This window comes from Clostridium ganghwense (genome assembly GCF_026735165.1).
GTDB lineage: Bacteria > Bacillota > Clostridia > Clostridiales > Clostridiaceae > Clostridium_H > Clostridium_H ganghwense.
In genome coordinates, this window is record NZ_JAPQES010000005.1 from 34,834 (window position 1) to 57,512 (window position 22,679).

Annotated in this window: 19 protein-coding genes; 5 read left to right on the plus strand and 14 right to left on the minus strand. The window is 28.4% G+C overall.

All coding sequences use genetic code 11. The annotated features are described in order from the left end of the window. Positions 1-179 precede the first annotated feature (179 nt). Entirely contained in the window at positions 180-881 is a 702-nt protein-coding gene (gene deoD / locus OXH55_RS13610) for a purine-nucleoside phosphorylase (protein WP_268050543.1), read from the minus strand. A gap of 217 nt (positions 882-1,098) precedes the next feature. On the opposite strand from deoD, the gene OXH55_RS13615 reads away from it, so the two are divergent. Further along, the gene (locus OXH55_RS13615; protein WP_268050544.1) at positions 1,099-2,451 is read left to right on the plus strand and encodes a LysM peptidoglycan-binding domain-containing protein; all 1,353 of its coding nucleotides are present in this window, start codon (positions 1,099-1,101) and stop codon (positions 2,449-2,451) included. A gap of 45 nt (positions 2,452-2,496) precedes the next feature. Here OXH55_RS13615 and OXH55_RS13620 read toward each other — a convergent pair whose 3' ends face one another. The 3 genes from OXH55_RS13620 to OXH55_RS13630 form a co-directional block, all read right to left on the minus strand. Continuing rightward, entirely contained in the window at positions 2,497-3,054 is a 558-nt protein-coding gene (locus OXH55_RS13620; protein ID WP_268050545.1) for a GGDEF domain-containing protein, read from the minus strand. A 342-nt stretch (positions 3,055-3,396) separates the two neighbouring features. Further along, on the minus strand, positions 3,397-3,867 hold the full coding sequence (locus OXH55_RS13625; protein ID WP_268050546.1) for a chemotaxis protein CheX: 471 nt from the start codon (positions 3,865-3,867) through the stop codon (positions 3,397-3,399). Further along, positions 3,858-4,721 (minus strand): response regulator, encoded by an 864-nt coding sequence (locus tag OXH55_RS13630; protein ID WP_268050547.1) that lies wholly within the window; start codon positions 4,719-4,721, stop codon positions 3,858-3,860. The genes OXH55_RS13625 and OXH55_RS13630 overlap by 10 nt, the downstream gene beginning before the upstream one ends. A 322-nt stretch (positions 4,722-5,043) precedes the next feature. Here OXH55_RS13630 and OXH55_RS13635 point away from each other — a divergent pair, with 322 nt between their 5' ends. After that, on the plus strand, positions 5,044-5,625 hold the full coding sequence (locus OXH55_RS13635; RefSeq protein ID WP_268050549.1) for a flavodoxin family protein: 582 nt from the start codon (positions 5,044-5,046) through the stop codon (positions 5,623-5,625). Between the two features lie 57 nt (positions 5,626-5,682). Then, positions 5,683-5,850 carry a hypothetical protein gene (locus OXH55_RS13640; RefSeq protein ID WP_268050550.1) on the plus strand — a complete coding sequence of 56 codons (168 nt, stop codon included), beginning with the start codon at positions 5,683-5,685 and terminating at the stop codon, positions 5,848-5,850. Here OXH55_RS13640 and OXH55_RS13645 read toward each other — a convergent pair. After that, on the minus strand, positions 5,830-7,011 hold the full coding sequence (locus tag OXH55_RS13645) for an O-antigen ligase family protein (protein WP_268050551.1): 1,182 nt from the start codon (positions 7,009-7,011) through the stop codon (positions 5,830-5,832). The genes OXH55_RS13640 and OXH55_RS13645 overlap by 21 nt on opposite strands. A gap of 1,167 nt (positions 7,012-8,178) precedes the next feature. Then, positions 8,179-8,373: a DUF896 domain-containing protein gene (locus tag OXH55_RS13650; RefSeq protein WP_268050552.1), complete on the minus strand. Its 195-nt coding sequence runs from the start codon at positions 8,371-8,373 to the stop codon at positions 8,179-8,181. A gap of 166 nt (positions 8,374-8,539) precedes the next feature. Here OXH55_RS13650 and OXH55_RS13655 point away from each other — a divergent pair, with 166 nt between their 5' ends. Continuing rightward, the gene (locus OXH55_RS13655) at positions 8,540-9,898 is read left to right on the plus strand and encodes a YjiH family protein (RefSeq protein ID WP_268050553.1); all 1,359 of its coding nucleotides are present in this window, start codon (positions 8,540-8,542) and stop codon (positions 9,896-9,898) included. 55 nt (positions 9,899-9,953) lie between these two features. On the opposite strand, the gene OXH55_RS13660 is transcribed toward OXH55_RS13655, so the two are convergent. The 8 genes from OXH55_RS13660 to OXH55_RS13695 all read right to left on the minus strand — a co-directional run bounded on the left by OXH55_RS13660 (position 9,954) and on the right by OXH55_RS13695 (position 21,232). After that, complete coding sequence (locus OXH55_RS13660; RefSeq protein WP_268050554.1) at positions 9,954-10,238, minus strand: hypothetical protein; 285 nt, start codon at positions 10,236-10,238, stop codon at positions 9,954-9,956. Positions 10,239-10,293: 55 nt separating this feature from the next. Further along, on the minus strand, positions 10,294-12,057 hold the full coding sequence (locus OXH55_RS13665) for an SWIM zinc finger family protein (protein ID WP_268050556.1): 1,764 nt from the start codon (positions 12,055-12,057) through the stop codon (positions 10,294-10,296). After that, a complete protein-coding gene (locus OXH55_RS13670) occupies positions 12,033-13,160 on the minus strand; it encodes a VWA domain-containing protein (RefSeq protein ID WP_336296781.1) in 1,128 nt (375 codons plus the stop codon). Before OXH55_RS13670 ends, OXH55_RS13665 begins: the two co-directional genes overlap by 25 nt. A 40-nt stretch (positions 13,161-13,200) precedes the next feature. Continuing rightward, positions 13,201-15,618, minus strand: a complete 2,418-nt coding sequence (locus OXH55_RS13675) for a DUF5682 family protein (RefSeq protein WP_268050558.1) — start codon at positions 15,616-15,618, stop codon at positions 13,201-13,203. Continuing rightward, positions 15,579-16,691 (minus strand): ATP-binding protein, encoded by a 1,113-nt coding sequence (locus tag OXH55_RS13680; RefSeq protein WP_268050559.1) that lies wholly within the window; start codon positions 16,689-16,691, stop codon positions 15,579-15,581. Before OXH55_RS13680 ends, OXH55_RS13675 begins: the two co-directional genes overlap by 40 nt. Before the next feature lie 35 nt (positions 16,692-16,726). Beyond that, entirely contained in the window at positions 16,727-19,753 is a 3,027-nt protein-coding gene (locus OXH55_RS13685) for a DUF4132 domain-containing protein (protein WP_268050561.1), read from the minus strand. 118 nt (positions 19,754-19,871) lie between these two features. After that, the gene (locus OXH55_RS13690; RefSeq protein ID WP_268050562.1) at positions 19,872-20,225 is read right to left on the minus strand and encodes a hypothetical protein; all 354 of its coding nucleotides are present in this window, start codon (positions 20,223-20,225) and stop codon (positions 19,872-19,874) included. Positions 20,226-20,275: 50 nt separating this feature from the next. After that, a complete protein-coding gene (locus OXH55_RS13695; protein ID WP_268050563.1) occupies positions 20,276-21,232 on the minus strand; it encodes a hypothetical protein in 957 nt (318 codons plus the stop codon). Between the two features lie 474 nt (positions 21,233-21,706). Here OXH55_RS13695 and OXH55_RS13700 point away from each other — a divergent pair, with 474 nt between their 5' ends. Then, the gene (locus tag OXH55_RS13700) at positions 21,707-22,675 is read left to right on the plus strand and encodes a DUF2167 domain-containing protein (protein ID WP_268050564.1); all 969 of its coding nucleotides are present in this window, start codon (positions 21,707-21,709) and stop codon (positions 22,673-22,675) included. The last annotated feature ends 4 nt before the right edge of the window (positions 22,676-22,679 follow it).

The window sequence follows — 22,679 nt, forward strand, 5'->3', positions numbered from 1 at the left end:
TAAAGTTTCATAATAATATTATTTTTAAGTATAACATAATACTTAGTCTTTTAATATACAATAAATCCTTAATTTTCTAATCTCTTTTTTCATCTATACTTTAAAAAGACACCACAAAGGATAATAAAAAAGGCACATAGAATGTTTTAAAACTATATGCCTTCTGTATATTACATTTTTTATTCTGCTAATTCAAGAGCAATTTCCATCATCTTTGTAAAAGTATTCTGACGTTCTTCAGAAGTTGTTGCTTCCCCAGTTACTAAACTATCACTAACAGTTAAAATTGAAAGAGTATTTACACCATATTTTGCTCCAAGAGTATACAAACCAGCTGTTTCCATTTCTATAGCTAGTGCGCCAAATTTTGCCCATTGCTTCCATGAGTTAGGGTCATCATCATAGAATAAATCACTAGTTAATACATTTCCAGCTTTAACATTGACACCTTTGCTTTCAGCAATGTCATAAGCTTTTTTTAATAAGTTAAAGCTAGCTGTAGGAGCAAAATCCATTCCTTTAAAACGTACTTTATTAATACCAGAAGTAGTTGATGCACTCATAGCTAAGACGACATCTCTTATTTTCACATCTTTTTGTATAGAACCACAAGTACCTATTCTTATTAGATTTTTAACTCCATAGCTTTCTATAAGTTCATTAGCATATATAGATATAGACGGTATACCCATACCTGTTCCTTGAACTGACACTCTTTTACCCTTATATGTACCTGTAAAACCATACATTCCACGAACTTCATTGTAACAAACTGCATCTTCCAAAAAATTTTCTGCAATAAATTTTGCCCTTAAGGGATCTCCAGGTAGTAAAATTGTTTCCGCTATTTCTCCTTCTTTTGCTGCTATATGTACACTCATTTCTTATTCCTCCTTTAATCTATTTAAAAGTAAAGATATTATATCATATAATAAATTATTGCATAAAAATATTTTGCCTTAAGCTTCTTTTATTTATTCTAGCTTGAAATAATTAATCTCATTACTAGTAATACTTTTCATTTTCCTTTTATTATAAATCTATCTTATTTTGCAAACTATATTATTGATTATAATTCTAAAAAGGAGAGAAACTTAAGTGGACTTAATTAGTAGTTTTAAATTAGAAAATAATAATGGAAATTATACTGTTGTATTATATTTAAATCCTCACAATACAGAATTCTCAGATGAATTGGGGCATATAAATAAAGATAAAGAAAAACAACTCTATAACTATGTAGTAAATTATGTAAAAAAGAAATTTCCTAATCTCAAAATTTCTGTATGTAAAGTAATGTTAGGTTCAATTTTAGTAGCTGCTGTACCATTTACTAGTGGAACTGCTTTTGCAGCAACTAGCCCAGCAACCACATCTGAAGCGTCATATACAAATTACACCATACTTAAAGGTGATAGCTTGTGGTTAATTTCCCAAAAATTTGATATTCCTATAGATGAAATTAAATCAACAAACAATCTTATTACTAATGATTTATACATTAATCAAGTTTTAAAAATTCCTACCAAAACCGTTGATACTAATATTTATGAGGTTAACTCTGGAGATACTTTAAGTAAAATTGCACAAACCTTTGGTATAACTGTTGCTGCAATAAAGGAAGCCAATAACTTATCAAGTGATATGATTTATGTGGGTCAAAAATTAACTATACCCGAAACTGAAAAAACTTCTGATACTTCAACTTATGAAGTAAAATCTGGTGATACTCTTTGGAGAATATCTCAAAAATATGATATATCTGTAGATGAGCTAAAGCGAATAAATAATTTAACTACTGATGCTCTTTATGTAGGTCAAATACTAAAATTGATTGGCGATGTAGAAGGTACTGAACCTACTATAACTTATGCAACTCACAGTGTTAAATCTGGTGAAAATCTTTGGACAATTAGCGTTGATTATGGAATACCAATGCCAGAACTACTAACAGCTAATGGACTATCTTCTGATAGTGTACTTAGCATAGGTCAAGAACTTACAATCCCAGTTCACAATATACCTGTAAAACCTACAATAGCTCCTCAATACGGAGAATATTTAGATTGGTGGAAAGAAGCTCAATATGTTTTTACTATAGATGCTGTTGCTAAAGTTACAGATTTTCATACAGGTAAAACCTTTATGGTTAAAAGAACTATAGGTGCAAATCACGCTGATTGTGAACCACTAACAGCTTCAGATACAGCTATAGCAAAAGAAATTTGGGCAGGTTTTTCATGGAATAGCAGACCTGTTTTAATAGAAGTTAATGGACATAAAATTGCAGCCTCTATGTCTTTTATGCCTCATAGCATTCAGTATATAACTGATAATAATTTCGATGGGCATTTTGATATACATTTTCTTAATAGTACACGACATAAGGATGGGGAAATAGATTATAACCATCAAGATAAAATAAAAATTTCCGCTGGAATAAATAAATAAAGCAGAAACTTCTCTCAGTTTCTGCTTTATTATTCTAATTCACATTTATCTTTCAAGTATTTCTACTCTATTTCTTCCTTTTCCTTTTGCTTCGTATAAAGCCTTATCTGCCATAGACATTACTTTATATATACTTTCATCAGGCAAAATATTTGTAATACCAATACTAATAGTAAGTGAAAATTTTTTATTTTGGACTTCAATTTCTATCTTAGAAACTAAATTTCTTAATCTTTCTGCAAAAGTCACGGCATTATTTATTGATGTATTAGTCAATATAATAGCAAATTCTTCTCCACCTATTCTTCCAAATATGTCTCCCCCCCTAATTTCACTACTACAAACCTTTGAAAAAGCCTTTAGCGCTTTATCTCCATACATATGCCCATATTCATCATTAATTTGCTTAAAATTATCTACATCTAGAATTAATAATGTATCTGTCTTATTATATCTTTTTATTTCATATAATTCCTTTTTTGCAAGTTCAACAAAAAAACGCCTATTATAAATTCCTGTTAAGCTATCTGTAGATGCTAATTTTTCAAGTAATTTATTTTTCTCTTCTAATTCCTTTGAAAGTTCTATTAAACTTTTATTCATAAATTGTAATTTCTCATATCTTGTAAAACCTTTTTTCTCATTTAAAGTATCAAGTTCAGATTTTAAAGTACTATTAGATAGTTTAACTTCTATCTATTATTTTTGTCATCCCATCTGTACAATTGTTTCATTTGTTATAACCTCCCAAAAATATAAACCTATATTTTAATAGTTTCCCCTTCAAACTTATTATACACTATATTAAACAATTAATTTATTTTTTAATACTCAGCAAAAACTGCATTTAAAAATTTACATATTTTGTATGAAATCTCGAAAAAGGGGAAATAAAACAGACACCTACTTCATCAGTAGATGCCTTAAAAGATTCAATTAAATATATCATTGAATTATTTTATCAAAAGCAATATTTATTTCTATTGGAATATTATCAACAAGAATTCCAACACACAAAACTTTATCAGCATTCATTTTCACTTCAAAATCTTTACCATACATTAATGTAGGTGTTGATATATTAGTATTTATTCCAATATTAGAAAAATTCATACTAGCATTTGCTGTTACCATATTTGAAAGTTCCGAAATAGCACTTTGTGCCATATCATCTAATTCATTAACAGGCATCCCCATCATCATTTTAGAAGCAATTTTTTTTGCACTTTCTATATTCATCCCATATACCACATTACCCTTTATATTTCCCACAATACCTAAAATTATCATTACACCAATACTTTTAAGTTTTTTATCTTTTATACTAACTCCATGTTTCTTTATATCACTAAATCCAAGTTGAGGCATTACAGTTAAAAAAGACTCAATAAAAGGATTTACTAATTTTACATCCACTCTTCTTCACCTCTTTTAAATCCTACATTTAAATACATCTCTCCAAACTCTGTATTTGCTACTACTGATATTGTTTTTAGCATAGTCTTTGATATATTTAATGAAGTCCCATGAAATAATGTAGGTGGCGCTACACGTAATCCCAAAATTTTATTTTTGTGGTTTAATATAGAACAAGCATTTCCAGCTACAATATTTGCAAATTCCCCAATCATAGCTAAACATTCTTCCATATTTTCAACTTCTCTTTTCAAAGCTACTTCTGCCATATCTTTAGCAGCTTCATAAGATAAATCAATAATCATTGTACCTGAATATTTTCCTATAATTCCTACTACAGCTGAAATTCCCCTTGAACTTTCTGTATGATTGTATTTAATTTCATTAGCATAACAAGGTATTGTTTTGGTTAATCTATTAATATTATCTGAAAGAGCTTCTTTAAACACCTTAAAATATATTTGTTCTAATTCATAAAACAACTCTTCAGTAGCCATTATTCTTTCTATTACAGTAATAAGTTCATCTGAATCTACTGGTTTTTGAATATATCCTGCCACCTTGTTTTCTTTAGCCTTTTTTACTATTTCCTCATCCATCATTGAACTAACAACTACTACCTTTATATTTTTATCTATTGAGTGAATCGCTCTTGTACATTCTAAACCATCTGTTCCAGGAATCGTCATATCCATAGTTACTAAATCTGGTTTTTGGGCTTTAACTACCTCAATAGTCTCTTCTAAAGAACTTGCATCTCCAACTACATCAAAACCTTTTTCCACTAATATATCTTTAAGTATACTTATTGAAAAAGGAGAGTCATCAACAATTACAATTTTTATTTTTTTCATTTTGCCCACCTTCACATTTCTGAAAATTCATTAACTATCTTTAATCTAGCACTATGTTATTCTCATAAGTAAAATATAGTTTGTTCTTTTTTGGCTTTTTTATTCATTTTATACATCAATTCATACTTTTTATTTTTAATTAATATATAACGTTAAATAATATTTAATTTACAATTGCTACTTTAGCTTAGTATTTTTACATTAGATATATTTTAATTAATTGTTTATATTTGGTATATATTATATGGTATAATTATACAAGAAGCAAGTGTTTCACTGTAGTCTGAAAATATGAAAAAACTTTATTAAAGGAGAGATTTAGATGAAAGTATCAATTGTTTTTCATAGCGTTTGTGGTAATACTTATCTTATGGCAAAACAAATATATAAAAATTTTTCTGACAAAGAAGTAGATGTTTGCATCTATAGAGTAAAAGATGATGATTTAAAAGAAATTGCAAAGAATATTCCAGTAGCTAATGAGCATTTAAGTGAAATTTTAAAAGTACCTATTATAAATTTAGATAAAATTTTAGAAAGCGACTATATATTTTTAGGTTCTCCAACTTATTTTGGGAATGTGTCTGCTGAAATGAAGAGTTTTATGGATTCTTTTTCTCCTTTATGGGCTGATGCTAAATTATTTGGGAAAAGAGTAATTTCATTTACAACATGCGGAACTGCTGAAGCTGGAGGAGAAAATTGCCTTAAAGCTATAAATACATTTGCACAACATTTAGGAATGATTAATATTCCAATACCATCAAATCTTGTTCCTGATAAGAGCAATTCTGCCTATGGATTATTACATTGTTCTGGAAATATGGGGGATAATAGATTAGGACCAGACTGTAAAAAATCAATATCAAATTTAGTAGATTTATTAATTGATAAAAAGTTTTAAATAAATAAAAATTTATTTAAAACAGAGCGAATATTTTATATCAACTATCTTCGTTTTTTGAAGAACAATCAAAGTTCAACAGGTATTAAAAAAGTTGTTCAAAGTGTAATTTCAGATTGCAATGCTATTGGAATAGGAATCTATCTTAAAAGACAGATTCCTTTTATATATATTGATTTGAATTTTTTACTATATAAAATAACTTTACTTATTTTTAATCCTTGATAACAATGGCATTGGAAAATAATCCTTCACCGGTACATTTTTATATTGAAACGCAAGACCACTGATAATTGCAGAACAACCAAAAAATATGATACCTGCTTGAGGACTTATAATTGTAAAATCAACCAATCCCTGACCTAGAATAACAGCTTCTAACCCTGTTAGTAAAGGAATTAATGGACAATGATGATTACTAAGCACTCTAGTTTCCTTAAATAAATAATATATCATGCATGTAAAAATACTAAACCCAACAATACCTAGTGTAGTTATTATGGTAATCCAAATATTATGTCCATGAACTGTCCTTACATAATCATAAACATCTCCATTTGCAAAATAAATCCCCATCAATCCCCATCCAGTGATAGGCTTATATTTAAACATATTTAAACAATTTTTCCAAATGAGGCTACGATCCTTTATTGAAATGAGTAGTCCTTCCCCTCTTGGAAAATACTGTGGAAAAGCAAACATTAGTATTATGCCTGATAGTAAAATGAAAATTAGGAATAACATCTTCTTTTTATCTTTCATAAAATATGCATATGTAATCAATCCTACCAGTAAACCAATTATAGCTCCGCGTGACCCCGTCATCAATAAAACACCAATAAATAATATAACCATAAGTGCATAAAATATTTTTTTAATTTTAAAAGACTTTTGGTAGAAATAAAAACATATAAGGACCATAGCAGCATACCATGTTCCTGCTACGTTAGGGTTACCAAAAGTTCCGGAAATTCTATAAGTCTCACTAAACGGAAGCAGTGGATAAATTCCAAATAAGTATTTCCACCAGGTAGGATTGTAATGAACTAGTGTAAATCTTTCTATAATTCCAATAAAAGCAGATCCTATTGAGATTAATATAATATTTTTTAAAAGTTTTTCAATTTTCTCCTCTTCGTTGTAGTTATTTTCAAGATAAACACTAATAAAAAAATAAACTAAAACTGCAAAGGAGGCTGCTATTGAAACTACACTAGCATTTATAATACCTACAAATAATGCCCAAATAAACAGAAAAATCAATCCTATATTCCAAATATTTTTTGTAAAATTATTTTTCTGTAACATCTGAAATCCTGTAACCATCATAGGTAAAAATGCCAAATATGGTGAAAATACTATTAAAAAAATACTTAAAAATACCATGCAAACTACCTCCTATTATTCACTACTTTTTTATCTATATACACCAACAATAGTACATAACAAATTACTAAAAACCCTTCTTCTATTACTCCCTTAAACTTCTATATTTCATAAATTATTTACTTTGTTCATCTTATTTTAGCTTTTAATATAACCCATCATAATATACATGCAATTTTTTATAATCACTAACTTTAATTAAATAGTAAATACTTATTTTGAGATACTCATACTAAAACTAATAAATTTCTTTTGCAATCATATAAATTTTTGCCCAAAATTTAGTGTAACATTCAATAAATTCTGAAAATCTAAATATAAATAAAACTAACCAATCTTAAATTATTATAAAAAGCACTAATTTTTTCATCTAAAAAAACAAAATACGTTGTATCGAAAATAAACATTTTCTACCCAACGTATTTAATATTTAATGTATTCTATTATCATTTCCTTTTGAATTTTTACTTGTTGCTCTTTACTTATAAATCCATTTTTAGCCATGGCATCGAGTACAATCTTTTGTCTTTTTAGCCTTATCAAAATGTTTATTGGGATTATATTACAATTGTGCTTATAAAGCTTACATTTTTCTCACTTTTAAATTTATACTTATTTAAATACATTAATATCAAAATTGAAATAGAAAAAATTACATATTTTCATCATGAATTTTTTTAGAATATTTGCACACATTACTAGTGTAAGGAACATAACGGTTGAGCCAAGGCATATATATGCTCCTTAAAACGGGGTGTATATATGTCGGCCAAAGATTGCATACGGGTCAGATTAAAACCTGGCTCGTATGCAGTCGGAGGGAAGATTTTATAGGGTGAGGAAAAGCTTTATTGCAGTCGGAATTTTTGAATTATTGATTGCAATAGGGTTCTAACTTATTCTATAAGGTCGAGCGAAGATCATACAGGGTGTTGGTAGACTTTTTAAGTTAATCGGTTCTATGTAGCCGAGAGGTTGCATAGGGTTGGGTAGATATTCTGTATGGTCGAACGAACCATCATTATAGGTTGTGACCTGCTTTGTCATGGTCGGAAGATTATGGTGAGGTAATAAGCTATCTATAGTGGTGCAAGGTAGATTGTTATGTTCTTTATATTTTTTGAAAACAAACTAATGAGCATCTACTTCTGTGTAGATGCTCATTTTCTAATTTTTATATTTGCTTGTTTTTGTATCAACTTTCTCAATTTTATCTAAATGCATTTTAAAATTACCTTTTATAACATCAATGTAATATCTTCTAAGTTCTTGCTGCTCTTTTTTCTCTTCTTCTGTAAGCCCTTCATTCTGGCTCTTATGATATAAAAAATTAATTCTTTCTAAAACTTTCTTAAACTCCATTGTTGTCCTCCTTTATGTAACACATACTGCTTCTATTATAATTTACTGCTTCTTTAATCGCAATAAAAATCCTTTTATTTCAAATTTTAATCTCTTGATAAACTTATATTTATACATTATAATGAATATTGCTTCATGAATATTTATAACATAAAGGAGAATAAATATGGAAAAACAAATGAAAATTAATTATTCGTTAAAAAACTTATTTCAGTTTATAATACCGTCATTGTTGGGAATTTTATTTTTTATGACTCCTATTTTCTACAATGGAGAAGTTACTATCCCTATTGCAATACTTTCAAAATTTGTACAAAATCATCTTTCAAATATATTGCCGGGAATTATGACAATTATCATATGTATTACTTTTTTAGGCACAATTGCAACTAAAGTTTTCAAGCCTAAAACCTTTTTGAATAATAAGTTTTTAAATACATTGTTTAATGTGTCTCCCTTATGGTTTTCTGCTAGAATTCTTGGAACCATATTTGCAATTCTTACTTTTTTCAAGATAGGTCCTGAATGGATATGGTCAGAAAATACAGGTGGTCTTTTATTAAATGACCTGCTTCCTATTTTATTTTCTGTATTTCTTTTCGCAGGTATGCTATTACCTCTATTACTGGACTTTGGTTTATTAGAATTTTTCGGTGCAATACTTACAAAAATTATGCGTCCTATTTTCTCTTTACCTGGACGTTCTTCAATAGATTGTATAGCGTCATGGCTTGGAGATGGAACAATTGGTGTAATGCTTACAAGCAAACAGTATGAAGAAGGTTATTACACTAAAAGAGAAGCTGCAGTTATTGGCACAACGTTCTCTGCCGTTTCAATAACATTCAGCCTTGTAGTTATTTCTCAAGTAAATCTTGGACATCTTTTCGTTCCTTTTTACTTAACTATAACTCTAGCTGGATTAGCAGCAGCTATAATAACTCCACGTATTCCACCGCTTTCAAGAAAGCCTGACACATATTTTAATGATAATAAAAGAGAAGATTCTGAAGCAATTCCTGAAAACTATACTTCTTTTACATGGGGAGTAACAAAAGCAGTAGAAAAAGCTAGCAAAAATAATAGCTTAAGTGGCTTTATAAAACAAGGAATTCAGAACATACTTGATATGTGGCTAGGAGTAGCACCTGTAGTTATGGCTATGGGAACTCTTGCTCTTATTTTAGCTGAATATACTCCTATATTTAAATGGATGGGGATACCTTTTATACCTTTATTAAAGCTTCTTCATATACCTGAAGCAAAAGAAGCTTCTCAAACACTTATCGTTGGATTTGCAGATATGTTTCTACCATCTGTTATCGGAGCTACAATCAAAAGTGAATTAACAAGATTTGTAATAGCATGTACTTCTGTTACACAGCTAATTTACATGTCTGAAGTAGGTGGACTATTGTTAGGATCAAAAATCCCTGTTTCTTTAAAGGACTTAGTAATAATATTTATTCAACGTACACTTATCACCTTACCAGTCATTACACTTATGGCTCATATAATATTCTAAGCTTGAAAAACTAAAAGTACCAAAGGGATATAAACAGATATCTCTTTGGTACTTTTTATTTAATAACATTAACATACACACTCAAAGCATAATATTCCTCAACTACTTTAGAATAATTAAAATTCATGCTGTGTTGCTTTTTACTAAGCTCTTTTTTTATATTATCCAATTTTTCTGTTGCAAAAAATAAACCTATATCTTTGCATTTTTTTGACACAATATTTATATCTTCAATAATATTGTTATAAGCACATCCTAAACCCCTTAAAAACATCTCATCTAAAATATTTTCTAAATCTTCTATTAAAAGATTCACATTAGCAGTATTTTCAAAATCCATATAAAGACTCCTATCATTTTATTTACATTAATATTTAACTTTTATAGTATACATATTAATCCAAAGTTAAATTAACTATGTTTCCATCTTCATAGTATATAGTAATAGGATTAATAACATATTCTCCTTCAACTCTATAAATCTTGCCTAAAATCAAATCTCCAAGTTCGCCTTCTTTTCCAACTCTTTCCAATCCTCTAATTAAATATTTAGTATCTTTATTAAATCTTAAAACAATATTAATTTCATTATTCTCTATATCATAAATAGGCAATTTAAATACTTGATTTACATTATCAAAACTGCTTTTATCCCATGAATCTATTTTAAGTAATACTATATTAAAATTCTCATTTTCTTCAGTAAGCTTATATTTAAAATTCTCTTTATTATTTTCAATTAACAACCGCCAATTATCATATAACTTATCTCCAAAATCTACTGAACTTATATCTGTTTTGCATATAATGTCTCCCCTTATCTCCTCAGAAGATGAGATTCTAAAGTTCTTATTTAATTTGCAATTATATAGCTTACATTTAACCTTTGATATATTTTCCATTGAAGCTTCTATATTCCAAGGACATCTTCCTTTATACATACCGTTTATATTTATACTCATTCCTTCATAATAATTAGGTTTCATTGATGTATATGTCATCCAAAGCTTTCTTTTTTCATTAAAAAAATAATATGTTATCCCTTCATATCCCGAAGCTGATTTCCACGCACCTGCTCCCATACCTACAAGTTCAATAGGATTTATTTCTGTATATGCTGTCTTATGTTCACCAATTAAGTTTTGACACAATATTTTAGAAGAAGTTTTTTCGATTGCCTGTGCAATTATATATATTTGAGTAATTAACCTTCTAACTGTTTGTCTAGAAAATGCAGCATTTTTATTAAAATACATTATAAGCTGATTACTTAAACTTCTTAAAAGCTTTTCAAGTCTTGGCAAATCACAACTATGACAAACTACTGCTGTAGTTTCAATTCTATCAACTATACTTTTAGGAAGTTTAGCTAAACCCAATATAGTAATTTCTTCAATCAAATTCTTTACTTCATTCAAAGCTTCCTTTGAAATTTTTATATCTATAGCTTCATTAAGAGCATTTATATCTAAAGTCTTTTTATATAATTTATAATAAATTATTGCTTCTGCTCTATGTATACAAAAACCTTTTTCTTTACATGTGCAAATAGTTTTATCTATAGATGGATTTTCTGTAAAGCGAACCCTAATTCCTAAATCTTTAAATTCAACTACTAAAAAATTCTCTTCTTTTACTTCAACCTCTATTCCAAAATTCAATCTAAATACAATATCTTTAAATGCTTTATTAGAAATCTTTTTCTTAATATCTTCAATATTGTAATCTATAACCCAAGAAAAGTCTCTAACTTTATTATTTTCTTCTCTAAATCCCTCTTCAATATTCTCTGACTTAAACTGCTTGTCTATATTTTTAGCTGTATTACTATATTTTTGTACCAAATCCTGTTTTTCAAACATAATATTAATATTCTTCTTAATATAAAGTATACTTATCAATATATGCTTGCATACAGTTCTAGATGGACAACTACATTTATAATTTACCATATCATCTTTAAGGTCACATATAGTTCCATCTGACAGTTTACAAATCACTTTATCATCTTTAAACTGAACTTCTACTTGAGCACCCTTATCTATTTCCTTTAGTGCTCTCTTATAAAGCCCCTTATTAGCAGCATCAATAAGATAAAGTTCATCACAAGAAATTATAAAATTCTTAAACCTTTCTATGAAATTACACTTGCTATCCATTTAGATAATCCCTCCGGTGTTAATGCTGCAACCTCTGCCCCCATATTTCTAAGAGTTTTTGCTGCATTTTTATCATATGATGGTACTGACTGTGAATCTAATGCAGTTAATATTATTAGTTTAGCACCTGTATCAATAATATTCTTTGCCCTTCTATACATATTTCTAATATCTCCACATTCATATAAATCCGTAACCATTACAACCATAGTTCTATAAGGATTTTGAATCAAACTTTCACAGTATTGAAGTGCCTTTGCTATATATGTTCCACCTCCAAGTTGAACACTCATAAGAGTTGTAACTGGATCATCTATATGATCTGACAAATCAACAACCTGAGTATCAAATATAATTAAGTTGGTTTTAAGCATGGGCAGCTTAGCAAAAATCCCTGCCATAACAGCACTATGTATAATAGAATCTAGCATACTTCCACTCTCATCCACAGCTATTATAACATTCCATTTATTATATGATTTAACCCTTCTATTAAAGTAAACCTGATCTACTATCAACTGATTTCTTTCAATATCAAAGTTTTTTAAATTTTTATTAATAGTTCTCTTAAAATCTATATTTCTAATTGATTTAATATGTCCTCTATTATTTTTGTCTATTTTACCCATTATACTAGTTTTTATATCACTCTCAAGCTGCTTTTCTATTTCTTTTGCAACCTTTTTTACTATACTCTTTGCTGTCTCCAGTACTTCACCCTTCATCATATGTTTCATTTGAATAATACTTTTCAAAAGATCAACATTAGGCTCTAATTTTGAAAGTACCTCTTTATCATTTAAAAGCTCAACCAAACCATACTTATCAAGGGCATGCTTTTCTAATATCTCTATAGTTTGCCTCGGAAACAACTCTCTTATCTTAGTAATCCATCTTGGAACAGTTAAAATAGAATTTCCATTTCCTGCTGCTCTATTTTTTCCTCTATCAGTTCTAACTCCCTGTTCTTCTCCGTACTCTCTTCCATACAAGAAATCTAAAACATCATCAACTTCTGTATACTTAAATCCACCTTCACCAAAACCAAAACTATCCTCTGAAAACTTTCCTAGTACAAGCCTCCAACGATTTAAAGTCTCCAAATCCCTCTCCAAAACTTCACTTCCCTTCAACATCCCACTCTCAGCTATTAATAATCCCCCATTCTTTAAGCTGCTCTACTGCAAATTTATCTAAGTCCCTAGCAAGAATTATATCTTCTTCACTTACAGGTTTTTTTTCTAAAATTTCATATAAATCTTTATCATATAACTGCCCTACTTTATTACCTATTTCATTAATTTCACTAGGAATAAAAAAGCTAAATGCCATACGCATTTCTGGTATTATTTTTAAGAATTCTTCATAATCAATTTCTTTCAGCATATGATCTATTCCATCTATTAATCCACTACTGCACATTATTAAATCTCTTGAAGTACTAAATAATCCTTTTAAATATGCTGCAGCTTTAAATAATTCTTCTCCTGAAGCATACAGATATGATTTAGCTCTTTTTATTCCCTCTTCAATCTCTAACTCATTTACTCCTATTAAAATACCTACAGCAGCTCCTTCTAATGCAGTATTGCACTCTTTTCTACTTATTAAAAGTTTAAGCTGCTCACTGTATATTTCATCATTTAAATCTAAACTATTATCCATAGAAATATTATAAAGTTCTTTTAATTTTTGAATTATGTCATTTTCATCATCTTTAGGTATATTGTATAATCCTGAAATTAAAGAAGCTGATTTCTCATAGCACTTTTTCAAAAGAATCTCAATCTTCTCTGTATTTGATATATCCATTAAATATTTTTCTCTATAAAGAAAATATAATTTGCTGCAAGCTTCTGAAAGAGAATAGAATTCTCCATCCTTTTGAATTATTATTTCCATCTGTAATAATAGCTTATCTACAAGTTCTTCTAATCCCATAACTGCCGCATTAATCATTAATTCTGCTGCTTGTTCACTATGAGCTCCTATATCCTTCATTCTTTTTGCTATAATCTCACGCACAGCCTCTTTTAAACTTCCTCCATAAACAGAATACTCTATTAACTTTGTTTCCACATTAGGATTCCATCTATATTCCCAAATTTCTCTTATTAAATTTGTATTTTTTGATGCGGCAAAATCAGGCCCCTTAGTTCTTACACAAAACTCTGTTTCTAAAAATCTCATCATATGAAAAATTCTGCTTATTTCTCTATGAGACTTGATTTTATAAATATTTAAAATCTTTTGCTGTTTTACTGTTGTATTTAAATTTATTTTAAGACTTTTACACTTATCTCTAAAATCCAAAACTATAGGAGGCATATTAGCAACATCACTTAAAATTCCAACTTTATCTCCAGTCATAAGTTTATTTAAAGTATCTAAAGATGCATTATTAGAAATATTCATTTCTCCCTTTATAAATGAACTTCTAACACCATCCAACAATTCATAGGCACCACACTCTACTTTATCTCTTAATGCAGCAAGTCCTCTTGCCATATTTAATGCTTCAATTGAATCAGCAGTAGATATTCCTTCACCTTTTTTTCTAAGCTCTCTTCCACACTTGGCTATAAAATGCACAACAGTATCTTCATAAGGATTTTTTTTCTTATCATAAATATTATTCCAAATTTCACTATAAAAAGCTATATACGGCATTCCACTTGCATATCCATTCAATTGATCACATTCTTCAAAAGAATACGCCATTGCATAAGCTCCTGTATCCTCTTTCTTTATTCTTTTAAGTCTAAGCTTTGTATCCATTCCTTTAAGCTGCACTAATCCAAAAGTATGAAATCCACCTGTAACAACTAAAATCCTACTATATTTTTGAGAATGTTTTTCTATTTGCATATTCATATATTTTTCTCTTGCAATGCATCCCTCTTGTTCAAGCATTTCCTCTGTATAATCCACTCTTGAAAGATAACAATATGCTAAAAGATTTTTTACAAATGCCTCTTTACTAATATTTATACCATCTATTTCATATAATTTTTCCCATAACTCATTAAAACTTCTGCAATTTTGCTTTTTACATAACTTCTTTATAAATTTACTTCTAGCAAACAAATAATCATCATTATAATTTTTCTTTTTAAATTTTTCTCTAATACCTTCTCCTTGTCTGCTATTAATTAAAATCTGCTCATAAGGAAGATCTATAAACTTCGCAGGAATACCTTTTTCACTAGCAGTTTTAATAGCTACAAATTCTGGAGAATAATCTAAGAAAGGATAATAACACATATATTTATCATCTTTTTCTCCTAATAATTCTTTACTATCTGAATATGTATAATAAATACTCAAAGGAGTTTTACTTTCTTCATGTACAAGTGATGATATTAAATCATTTGCATTACTTGGTCCTTCAATTAATATAATTTCTGGGTTATACTCATCTATAACCTTTTTTAAATGAAATGAACAAGCAGGACTATGATGTCTTACAGGAAAATAAACTATATTTTCCTGTAGATTAAAGGTCTTTTTACACAATTCATTTATTTTATCCATTTCTTTGCTGAATAATAGTTTGTCCATAGCCCTCCCTCCTTTGTACTTCTTTGTTTTGCTACAATAGTAAAGTAATTCTTTAGTTTATTTAAATCCTCTCTACTTTCTTTTATAACAGCACCAAGTATGTTTTGAACTACTCTATCCATACTTATATCTCCACCATCATAATAATAGGCACTCATAGCACTCTGGAAATAAACAGAAACAGCCTCTGCTGTACTCATAACTGCTTCAGGCTTATCTAATCTATGTCCTTCCACTGTAATTCCTTCTCTAAGTTCATGGAATGTAGATGCTAAAATTTTCACGGCATCTCTATCTATTTCCATATCAATATCTGCTTGTTTTAAAAGTTTTCTAGATTCATTTTCAATTATTTCAACCTCTAAAGATAAATCCTTTATTGGAAAAACCGTTTCAAAATTAAATCTTCTTTTTAATGCACTACTCATTTCGTTTACACCTTTATCTCTGATATTAGCTGTAGCTATAACATTAAATCCTGGTGAAGCAAAAACAACTCCATCTTTACCAAGCTCTGGAATATTCAAAACTTTATCACTTAACATACTTATTAAACTGTCTTGAACTTCTGAAGGACAACGAGTAATTTCTTCGAGTCTTGTTATAATTCCATTTTCCATTCCTGTGTATAAAGGTGATGGAACTAAAGCTTCTTTGCTAGGTCCTTTTGCTAAAAGCATAGCATAGTTCCAAGAATACTTAATCATATCCTCTGTAGTACCTGCTGTTCCTTGAATTGTATTAGTGCTTATCCCGCAAATAGCTGCAGTTAAAAGCTCGCTGAGCATAGTTTTTGCTGTTCCAGGCTCACCTACAAGCATCAATCCTCTGTTTCCAGCTAAAGTTACTATACATCTTTCAATAAGAGCATCATCACCATAAAACTTTTTCTTTATATAAATCTCTTCTCCCTCTATTTCTAAAGGCTCATCACTTCCTAAAATAAATGTTCTCACAGCCTTTGGAGACAATCTCCAATTTAAAGGCTTAGGTCCTTTATCATGTTTTTCAAGTGCTAGTAATTCCTTCTTATATAGTTCCTCTGCAGGAGGTTTAATTATCTTTGCGTTCATTACTATTCCTCTCTTTCACTCTTCCTATTATCCTTTTATTTACTTAAAATCTCATAAATATCATAAATCATTTCACTATAATATCTCTCTGGTACATTTATAGGAAGTATTCTTCTATTGCTATCTATTTCATCATATTCATAAGAACCTCTTTCAATGGTTCCAGCCTTATAGAACTCCACTGTTTTTATCGCTACTTCTTCATACCCTAAATCATAAGTATTTATATATTCATCAAGTGTAACTTCAACCCCTATGTTTAATTCCTCATTTTCTTTATAAAACTCATGGTATCCACCACCATCCGTTACAGAACCTCTATACCAACCTTTTTTCATTATTCTATTGACTAATGTGGCATCGTTTACCTTGGTGTTTTTAAAGTCTTCTATAAATTTTATATTTTCATCTTCACAAATAAATACATTTCTATTTATTTGCGGAAAAAATTCTTCTATTTCATTATCTTCAAATATTTCCTTCCATGAGGCCTTTTCCTCTTCACTTAATTCTAGTGGGTGAACTATTGATATTTTGTATTTTTCATCTAATTCTATAACATCGTCATTTACATTATAAAAATCATCATCATAAATAAATGAAGTCTTTAATTCACCATCTTCATATAATCCCCAAATTATCCTTTTTCCTAATCTATGCATTATAGGATTTTTCATAAATAATTCTCTCCAAGACTCTACATTCCAAATTCTAAAATCACTTAAAGAAGCTTCCATTCTTTCGATTTGAGCCTTTACTATATCCTTTAATTCCTTCTTCAAAATCTTAAGGTTATCTTTTGCTTTCTTTACCATTTCTTCATTGTCATCTTTAGTACCTTTAGGAAGATTCTTAAGTATCTTTCCATCGTCCTTTTCTATCTCTAATGCTAAATTATCATTTAAATAAACCTTGAATTTTCTGCTGCCATAATCATATTCTTTGCAGCTTATATTTTTAAATCCTAAATCCGGTACTATTTTATCCTGAAGCTCTCCTAAAGAATAGCCTAATTCACTTGCCACAAGTTTAAAGGCTTCTTTTGCACTATCTTTTACACTTTTATATTTAAACTTTCTACCTATAGAATCTACTAATATTAAAGCTTCTCCACTTCCATTTAAAGCTAGAGCTTTTACTATATAAGAAGCTATTTTTTGCTTAGATTTTGATGCAAGCTCTGTTATAAGTGTGTTTAATTTTTTAATTATGTTATAATCTCCATGAATGGAAGCCAGTAATATCATCCACTTTTCTTTATTATTAAATCCATTGCTTATAAAGTAATCTAATACATTATTTGAAAATCCATTTAAATCCTCTTCATTCATGTACTCACTAATAAGTAATGCATCATTATTTATTTTTAATTCATCACTTGTCATATAAGATAGCAAGAAATATTCTATTATTTCATCTCCCATAACCTTTTCATTATGTTTATATCTTATTTGTGTAAATTCTTTATATGGAAGTGATAATTTCTTTTTCTTTAAGTTTTTAGACAAGCCCTTTATATAGGCTAATAAATCAAATTTTCCTTCTTCATCTAAATAAAGTGTTCTAACCTCTATGTTTAAAGTTTCTATTAAAAGACTTCTTATCTTAGGATCAGTTTCTTTTTTAAATAAGTTTTGTAATACATCTTGTACTAACTTTTCTTCCTTATAATTAACTAAAATTTCAGTGACAGCAAGTCTTACATCTGCTTTTTTATTTTCTAAAAGCTTTTTAAAATCTTCTATAAAATATACAATTTGTGAAAGTTCTAATTTAGATAAATGACGTACCAAAGCCTCTCTTATTTTTTTTGACTTATCCTTTAAATATTCTAATGCTATTTTTATATGTTCTTCTTTGTATTTCTTACTTTCAAATAGGGAATTAATAATAAATAACTTACTATCTGCTGAAAAGTCTTTAATATATTCTAAAACATTGTATTCATTCTTAGTTAGATATCTTATACCTGTTTTATATTCATCTACATTCGAATTATAATATTCTGTACAATACTCAACTGCACCAATACCTAAAAACTCTACAATTTTAGATATTTCTATACCTGCTTCAACAACTTCTTCTAAAAAATTTTCCATGGTTTTCTTTTCACTTTTCTTTCTACTTCTCTTAAGATGAGACCATATGCTATTTATAATTCCTACATTATCCAATTCAAAGAATATGTTAAAGTATTTCTTTCTCTCTTCTTCTTCCAAAGCCCAGAAATATATGAGTTCACCATCTATTCTAAGACTATGCTCTATTCTATATTCCTCTTTTAATAAAGGCTTAATTTCTTCAAAATGTACTTCTCCCTTAGTATATTTTTTTATAAGAACTTTTGCTTCCTCATTTTCATATTTGAAGTTTTTATCTAGAAAGGTATTAAATTCATTGTAAAAATACTCTCTTACCTTATCATTAAAATACTCATCCTTTGTGATCTCATAGCATATTCCATAGAGACTTATTCTATACCCGGTTTCTATATATTCTACAGCTTCTTTTAATAAATTCTTTTTCTCATTAACTTCTTCTATTACTCTTTCATAAATTTGCTTTCTCAATGGCCCACAAGTATAATGTCCATAAGAATATCCTAAAGCCCAAGACAATATCTGAGTTTCATTAAATTTAAACTTGTTCTTTAAATCACTTCTTATTTTTTCATAATTTTCTATAGATTTTAAATCACAGCCACTTCTATCATAGCCATAGGTGATTAACTCTATAGTTCTATAGGGATTTAACTTTATTAAAAGATTAAATAATCTCTTTTGAAAATTATCTTCTTTATATGCCTTTATTATTTTAATTATAAATTTTTCAACTCTACCAGCTTGGAAAAAGTAATAATCCATTAAACTAGAAGTCATTCTTTCTCCCTTCAAGTTATCTCTTACAAAATCAAAAACTTCATCTAGGGACTTTTCTTCTAAAAGATAAGCCTTTATCTCTTCTATTACTGTATCAGTTTCCTCAGCTTTTTTTCTATATCCATAATTATATTTCTTTAATATCTCTGTAAATTCATTAGTTTTAACCTTTTCTAGTGCCATCTTGTTTCCTCCTAAAATTAGTTCATCTTTATAATTAATATCTTTTTTTCTCCACCTACTCCTGCTTTAATACCTCATAAATATCATACATCAATTTTTTCCTCCGCACTATTTTAAGTTAATGTTTTTCAATTACAATATACATTAGCAAACATTTGTTCGTATTGATAATAATTATTACATATTTATCCCTTTTTATCAATATATAATTCTTAATTATGTCATAAAAAAAGAGCACTTCATAAAAAGTACTCAAATATTCAAAATTATAATTTAGTTCCTGATTCAATTTCATATTAATCATAGATACATCTAGTCCATTTTTAAAAGAATATCTTTTTATTTTTCCTTGTCCAATTTTTTTTAGAACCTCAAATTCATAACAATTTCTTGAGCTTTTATTTATAAAACCTATCTTGTTAAGTTTTTCAAAATAATCATTCAAGTCAAAAGTATTTAATAAGAATTTCATTGAAATCGTATTTTTTCTCTTTCTATTAAATTAAATATTTATTAAAATTATTATGTATACATAATACCCCTCTTGCCTATTTGTATATTACTAGGCAAACATGTAATTCCTGGATTTTCTCGACAGTATGAAAATAACTGAACTAAATCTCGTTTAAAAACAGTTCTAGGACGTTTTGGTTCACGTATACCCCACTTTTCCATACATTCTAGAATAAGAAATCTAGTTTGAGGATATCTTATTGCTGTTTCAATAAGACACCCCACAGCACCCAATTTAATTACTTCCTCATACTTTGGCTTTAACTTCCATACACATTTAGTTACTAAATGCCATAACCATAAATTGTAGGTATTGTCACTGTTCGGTATCTTAGTGTCAAAACACCCACCTCGTACAGCTGCCCAAAGGGCCAACAGTGAATTTTTCATAAGGACAAGGGTTCCTTCATTGTGTAATGTTGTTAGGAGAGATTTAATTTTACTTGATATATTCACTCCTTGTTCTGCCAGCTTACAGTAAATATCACACATGTATTCTTCCGTTAACTTGTCACTTCTATAAACATCTGCAAGGATTAGGCCTATCACTTCTTGTGAGAAAGAAATTTCTGAACTAATTACTAAATCTAAAATTGCTGCAGCACAAAATTGAATATATAATTCAATTTTAGATTTATCACTTTCTCTTTTATCTATATAAAGAATATGTGCTATATGTACAATTACTGGAGCAAGATCTGCACCAGTTTTAAAACACTTATGAAGTATTTCTAAAATTATCACAACAAGTTCAGGATTACTTACCTCCTTATAAAAACCTTTGTTTCCAATTTCTTGTTCTGATTGACAAGTTATTAGGCAATCTTTTAGTAAAAGAACTACCTTTGAGGCTATCTCTTTTGAAGCAACTGCTTCAATTAGAGCATCTTTGATTATATGACATTTTTCTAATTCTTCGCTCATAAAACTGTGTACTAACTGTTCTATACTTTTATTAGAATTCATTATACAGATTCTCCTCATGTTTAATTTTATACATCAAATTCCAAGAATATCTTAGGTCAGCAAGCATAGTAATTTTAATTGTTTTTCATATGCTTATAATACTACCTTTCTTATTTTTATAAAATCTTAAAATTCTTGGATAAAATCTTAATTCATCTAGCTTTTTTATTTCACAAATTACATGCTCACTTATTCCAAGATTAGAAATACTTTTGAGTATATCATCAATTAATATTTGTTTCCCTATTATTTAGTAATTTTTCTACATAATATCACCAGAACATATGTTTGTCAAACCCCAAAGACATATATAATACTTATAAATATCATCTCATATATAATCAATGATTCAATATAATTAAAATTTTAGTAGGAAATATTGACGCAATATACATAATTATGCTAAAATGTACAAGCAAATTGTTATTTTTGCAAAATTTTTCATATATTTAATATATTAATGGAGGTAACTTTATGTATAAGAAATTATCTTATTTATTACTAGTTTTACTTTCAGTTATATTTATCTCTCAGCCTGCATATGCAGATAATAACTCTGAAATAAATATTAACTGGATTGTAGGTCCTACTACTGTAGATGTTGGAACTAATTTAGCAGAATTAAATTTATCTGATGGATATGTTTTCGCTAATGGTAAAGATGCTAAAGTCTTGATGAAACAAATGGACAATTCTATTAGTGGAATCGAACAAGGGATAGTTGTTTCTAGTGATCCAGAACAAGATTGGTATGTTTTATTTGAATTTGACGATATAGGATATGTTAATGATAATGATGCCAAAAAAATTGATGCGGATAAATTATTATCATCTATAAAAAAGGGAACAGAAGAAGATAATAAAAAAAGAAGATCACAAGGCACTCCTACCTTAGATATAATTGGTTGGGATGAAAAACCACACTATGATACTAAAACACATAACTTAGTTTGGTCTATTTTAGCCACTTCTCAAGGAGAAAAGATAGTAAATTATAATGTAAGAATTCTTGGTAGAAAAGGAGTAACTTTAGTTACTTTAGTTGCAGATAAAGAAAAAATGGAACAAGTTAAACCTCATTTACAAAATATAATTAGCAACTACTCTTATAAAAAGGGTAATAAGTATACAGATTACGTAAAAGGTGAAGATAAAGTTTCTAAATTTGGTTTGGCTGCACTAATTGTAGGTGGTACAGCAGCATCAAAGCTAGGATTATTAGCAAAAATACTACTTATATTTAAGAAGTTATGGATAGTACTCATATTAGGCATAGGTGGACTTTTTAAGAAAATAATAGGTATATTTAAAAAGAAACCTGCCAATACAAACAACAATACTTCATATACAGAAATTAATAACTTAGATAATTCTAATGTAGAAGTATCCAGTGAGATTTCTGCAACAGCAAATGATACAAATGATCAAAATACTTTATTATAAGTAA